Genomic DNA, 5,128 nt, shown 5'->3' with positions numbered 1-5,128 from the left:
CCCGCGCCCCGCGACGCAACCGCGTCCCCCGACGCCGCGCCCCGTACCGCCGCCCCTGGCACCGCCGCTCCTCGCGAAACCGTCTCCGGGCCCCGGAAACCCGCACCACCGGCAGCCGCCGACACCGCGCTCCTCGCCGATCTGCGGTCCGCGCCGCCGAGGCCCATGCGGACGGCCACGCTCGTCTCCGTGCTTGCCACCGGCGTACTGAGCATGCTGCTCCTGGGGGACGGGCTCGCGGTCAATCTGCTGATCGTCGCCATCCCGGCCACGCTGGCCGCCTACTACGCCGCCGGGCCCACCGGACGCAGGCCACGCGCGTGGCCGCTGACATGGGCCGTCGGCGGACTCGCCCTGCTGATCGTGCCCGCCCTGCGCGACGCGGGCTGGCCGTCGTTCCTCGCGGTGGTGTCGTCGGTCGCGCTCGGCTCGTTCGCGCTGCACGGCTGCCGGACCTGGATCGGCGTGCTCCTGAGCCCGCTCGGCCTGTTCGAGGGGATCGGCAAGGGCCTCGGCTGGGGCTGGCGCGGGGCGCGCGAGCGGCTGGGCAGCGCGCGCGGCGCCGCGCCCGCGCTGCGGGCGGTCGCGGTGACCGCCGTGCTGCTCCTGGTCTTCGGGGCGCTGTTCGCCGGGGCGGACGCCGCCTTCGCCGGGCTGCTCGGCGATCTGATGCCCGACGCCTCCGTGGCCGAGGGGCCCTGGCGCGTCCTGCTCCTGCTCATCGGCGTGGTGGGCGCGCTCGCCGTGGCGCACACGGCGGCGTCCCCGGTCCGCTGGGACCGGCTCGTGGTGCACCCGGCGCGCCCGCGGGGCCGGGTGGAGTGGGCGTTGCCGCTCGTCGGTCTCAACGTCCTGTTCGCGGCGTTCAACGCCGTCCAGCTCGCCGTTCTCTTCGGCGGCTACGACGCCGTCCTCGACAAGACCGGACTTACCTACTCCGCCTACGCCCGGCAGGGCTTCTGGCAGCTTCTGCTCGCCACGGTCCTCACGCTGGTGGTCATCGTGTTCGCGCTGCGCTGGGCCCCGCGAGGCGGTGCCAAGGACCGCACGCTGGTGCGCTCGGTGCTCGGCGTGCTGTGCGCGCTCACCCTCGTCGTGGTGGCGTCCGCGGTGCGCAGGATGGACATGTACGTGGATGCGTACGGCCTGACCAGGCTGCGGATCTCGGTCGTCGGCGCGGAGCTGTGGCTCGGCGTGGTCATCCTGCTGATCATGGCCGCGGGTGTCTGGGGCGCCCGGTGGCTGCCGCGCGCCGTGGCCGCGAGCGCCGCCGCCGGTGTGCTGGCCTTCGGGCTGCTCTCGCCGGACGCGCTGATCGCGGAGCGCAATGTGCAGCGGTACGAGGAGACGGGCAAGTTCGACGCCGACTACGCGCGGCAGCTCTCGGCGGACGCGGTGCCCGCCCTCGACGAACTGCCCGAGCCGCAGCGCTCCTGTGCCCTCACGGACATCGCCGACGACCTCGGGGACGAGCGCCCGCCCTGGTACGCCTTGAGCCTGGGGGAGTCCCGCGCCCGGCGGATCATCGCGGACCGGCCCGCCTCGGTCGACCCCGGCGTCTGCGGCCGGACGCGGACAGACCCGCCGTCCACCCCGTACGACTACGACGCGGTCCCCTGACGCGGACGGCCCGCAGGACCGACGGTGCCGGACCGACCACCGGTTGGCGTGGTCGATCCGGCAGCGATGGGAGCGGTCCGGCACCGGTGGCAGCGGTCCGGCAGCGGCAGCGGCAGCGGCAGGGCGGCGGCGTGCGGGGCCGCCGCAGGGTCAGCCCGCCGCAAGGTCAGTCCGCCGCGGGGTCAGCCCGCCACCGGGCCCGCCGCGCTCGCGGTGCCGGCGAGCGCGTCCAGGTCGCTCTTGCGCACCCGGATCACCAGGATCGCGGTGACGAGGGCGAGCAGGGCCATGGCGACCGCCGGTATGAAGGCCGTGGAGATGCCCTGGGCGAGCACCTCGTGACTCCAGGGCGCGGGCAGTTCGTGCGTCTTGGCGAACTCCGCCTTCTGCTCCGGGGACGCGTGTGCCATGAAGTCCGCCACCTGGTCCTCGGCTTCGTTCCTGCTGGCCGTGCCGAAGACGGTGGTGAGGATGGAGAGGCCGAGCGAGCCGCCGATCTGCTGTGTGGCGTTGAGCAGGCCGGACGCGGCGCCCGCCTCGTGGGGGGCCACTCCGGAGACGGCGGTCAGTGTCAGGGTCACGAAGTTCAGGCCCATGCCGAAGCCGAAGAGCAGCATGGGTCCGAGCACTCCGCCCACGTACGAACTGTCGGGGCTGAGCAGCGTCTGCCAGGCGAGTCCGAGGGCGACGATGGTCGAGCCCGCCACCATGAAGGGCTTGGGTCCGAGCACCGGCAGGAACCTCTGGGAGAGACCCGCGCCGACTGCGATCACCACCGTGACGGGCAGGAAGGCGAGACCCGCCTCGATCGGGCTGTAGTTCAGTACGTTCTGCACGAACAGGACGATGAAGAAGAACATCCCGAACATCGCCGCCGCGAGGCTGAGCATGATCACGTACGTGCCCGAGCGGTTGCGGTCGGCGAACATGCGCAGCGGCGTGATCGGTTCCCTGGCGCGGCTCTCGATCAGCGCGAAGGAGCCGAGCAGTACGACCGCCGCCGCGAACGAGCCCAGGGTGAGGCCGTCGCGCCAGCCTTCCTCGGCGGCGCGGATGAAGCCGTAGACGAGCGAGGCCATACCGGCCGTGGAGGTGAGCGCGCCGGGCAGGTCGAAGCGGCCGGGGTGACGCTCGGACTCGTTGATGTAGAGCGGCGTGAGGGCGGCGATCAGCAGGCCGATGGGTACGTTCACGAACAGCACCCAGCGCCAGTCGAGCCACTCGGTGAGCATGCCGCCCGCGAGCAGCCCGATCGCGCCACCACCTGCGGATACGGCGGCGAAAACGCCGAAGGCGCGGTTCCGCTCTGGCCCTTCGGGGAAGGTCGTCGTGATGAGGGCGAGCGAGGTGGGCGAGGCTATCGCGCCGCCTACGCCCTGAAGGGCCCGCGCGGCGAGGAGTTGCCAGGGTTCCTGCGCGAAACCGCCGAGCAGCGAGGCGGCCGTGAAGAGGAGGATGCCGGTCATGAAGACGCGACGGCGTCCCAGGATGTCCCCGGCGCGGCCACCGAGCAGGAGGAGGCCGCCGAACGTGAGGGTGTACGCGCTGACGACCCACGTCAGGTCGGTCGTCGAGAAGTTGAGGGCCCCCTGGATGTGCGGCAGCGCGATGTTCACAATCGTCGCGTCCAGGACCACCATGAGTTGGCAGGCCGCGATGACGGTGAGGGCGATGCCGGGGTGCCCCTCCCGGCGTGCTTTCTCCGGCTTCTTGCCTTGCGTCAGTTGAGAGGTAGTCACCATGATCCCCCGCAAGTGCCTTAGTGAACGGTGCCGTTCACTGTTCCGGAAGAAGGTAGTGACTCTCCTACAGTGAACGCAAGCGTTCACTGCTCCCAATTGCCCTGAACCGCAGGCCCGTTCGCACGACGGAAAGAAGACACATGGCTACTTCGCGCTGGACCGCCGTCCCCGCTCGGACGGCTTCCCCACGGCGCCGGGGGCCCGTCCTTGAGCAGGCGATCCTCGACGCCGCCCTGGAGCAGCTCAGCACGGTCGGCTGGGGCGGCCTGACGATGGAGGGCGTGGCCACGGCCGCGCAGACCGGCAAGGCGGCGGTCTACCGCCGCTGGCCGTCCAAGGAGGACCTGGTCGTGCACGCGCTGCGGGCCGGTCTGCCCCGCCTCGACAGCGTTCCCGAGCTCGGCAGCGTCCGGGACGATCTCCTTGAGCTGTGCCGTCGGACACGGGAGGCGATGTTCTCGCGCCCCGGGTTCGCGCTGCGCGCGGTCCTTCACGAATGCGATACGGCAACGGCCGAACGCTTCCACGACGTGATCTTCGAGGGTGTCGTGAATCCGACCGTGCAGTTGATCAAGGAGGTCATACGGCGTGGCATCGAGCGCGGAGAGGTGCGTTCCGGCGGCGCGGGCGACTATGTCTGCGACGTGATCCCGGCCATGCTGATGTACCGCTCCAAGGTGTGCGGCAGCGAATGGACGGACCAGGAGTTCGAGTCGCTGATCGACGAGGTCATGGTGCCGATGCTGCGCCGCTGAGTCACGGGGTGCGGGGTCCGCACGGGCCGTCGGCGGGCTTCGGGCCGGTGCCGGGTGTCGCGGGCGGCCCCGGGCGGCGTACGCTGTCTGGCGCCATGCCGTACGAAGCACCCACCCACACCGTCGAGCGCTCCCTGCGCGCCACCACCGGAGCGAAGATCGTCGCCGGTGTCGACGAAGTCGGGCGCGGAGCGTGGGCAGGTCCGGTCACCGTCTGCGCGGCGGTCACGGGACTGCGCAGGCCGCCCGAGGGCCTCACCGACTCCAAGCTGATCACTCCCAAGCGGCGCAGCGCGCTCGCCCTGGAGCTGGAGAGCTGGGTCACGGCGCATGCCCTCGGCCACGCCTCGCACGAGGAGATCGACGAGATGGGGATGACGGCGGCGCTTCGGCTCGCCGCGGTGCGCGCCCTGGAGGGGCTGCCGGTCCGTCCGGACGCGGTCATCCTCGACGGCAAGCACGACTACCTCGGAACTCCTTGGCGGGTCCGTACGGTGATCAAGGGGGACCAGTCCTGTGTGGCCGTCGCCGCGGCTTCGGTGATCGCCAAGGTCCGGCGCGACAAAATGATGGCCGAACTGGGCATCGAACATGCAGACTTCGGTTTCGCGGCCAATGCCGGCTATCCCTCGCCGGTGCACAAGGCCGCGCTGGCGGAGCGGGGGCCCACCCCGTACCACCGGCTCACGTGGGCGTATCTTGATGCGCTGCCCCAGTGGCGGCACCTCAAGAAGGCCCGCAGCTGGGCGGAGGGAAATGTTCCGGAAATCGAGGGTCAGCTCGGCTTTGAGTTCTGACGCTTTTCCGGCGCTTCCGGCCGCACATTTGTGCCACCCGCCGACGCGAGTCGCATCGGCGTTTGATAGACAACACTTCATGCCTCTCCTTCCCGAGGAGCCTCAGATTCACGAGAGTGCCCAGGGTCCCCGCGCCACGCCGGCCAGCGGCCGCACCGCGCCGACCCCCCGCCCCGTACCCGGTCCGCGTCCCGTGGCGCCGCCGCGCCCCGGC

The 5,128-nt window shown here is 71.5% G+C and carries 4 protein-coding genes; 3 read left to right on the top strand and 1 reads right to left on the bottom strand.

The features are described from left to right. Nucleotides 1–1,620: DUF4153 domain-containing protein (locus AB8Z36_RS30200; RefSeq protein ID WP_440582034.1), on the top strand; the 1,620-nt coding region annotated here is incomplete at its 5' end. Nucleotides 1,621–1,802: 182 nt separating this feature from the next. On the opposite strand, the gene AB8Z36_RS30195 is transcribed toward AB8Z36_RS30200, so the two are convergent. Then, nucleotides 1,803–3,362: an MFS transporter gene (locus AB8Z36_RS30195; RefSeq protein ID WP_440582033.1), complete on the bottom strand. Its 1,560-nt coding sequence runs from the start codon at nt 3,360–3,362 to the stop codon at nt 1,803–1,805. A gap of 140 nt (nt 3,363–3,502) precedes the next feature. Here AB8Z36_RS30195 and AB8Z36_RS30190 point away from each other — a divergent pair, with 140 nt between their 5' ends. Together AB8Z36_RS30190 and AB8Z36_RS30185 are read left to right on the top strand one after the other, a co-directional pair. After that, entirely contained in the window at nt 3,503–4,117 is a 615-nt protein-coding gene (locus AB8Z36_RS30190) for a TetR/AcrR family transcriptional regulator (RefSeq protein WP_369216565.1), read from the top strand. A 95-nt stretch (nt 4,118–4,212) separates the two neighbouring features. Further along, nucleotides 4,213–4,914: a ribonuclease HII gene (locus AB8Z36_RS30185; RefSeq protein ID WP_369216564.1), complete on the top strand. Its 702-nt coding sequence runs from the start codon at nt 4,213–4,215 to the stop codon at nt 4,912–4,914. The last annotated feature ends 214 nt before the right edge of the window (nt 4,915–5,128 follow it).

It is taken from the genome of Streptomyces flavofungini, assembly GCF_041028215.1.
Taxonomy (GTDB): domain Bacteria; phylum Actinomycetota; class Actinomycetes; order Streptomycetales; family Streptomycetaceae; genus Streptomyces; species Streptomyces flavofungini_B.
Note: the sequence above shows the minus strand (reverse complement) of the source record. Positions and strands in the feature narration are given on the sequence as shown.

Bases quoted from the DNA above. Each gene is read 5' to 3' on its own strand.
- AB8Z36_RS30195 (WP_440582033.1), bottom strand. From the start codon at position 3,362: ATGGTGACTACCTCTCAACTGACGCAAGGCAAGAAGCCGGAGAAAGCA.
- AB8Z36_RS30190 (WP_369216565.1), top strand. From the start codon at position 3,503: ATGGCTACTTCGCGCTGGACCGCCGTCCCCGCTCGGACGGCTTCCCCA.
- AB8Z36_RS30185 (WP_369216564.1), top strand. From the start codon at position 4,213: ATGCCGTACGAAGCACCCACCCACACCGTCGAGCGCTCCCTGCGCGCC.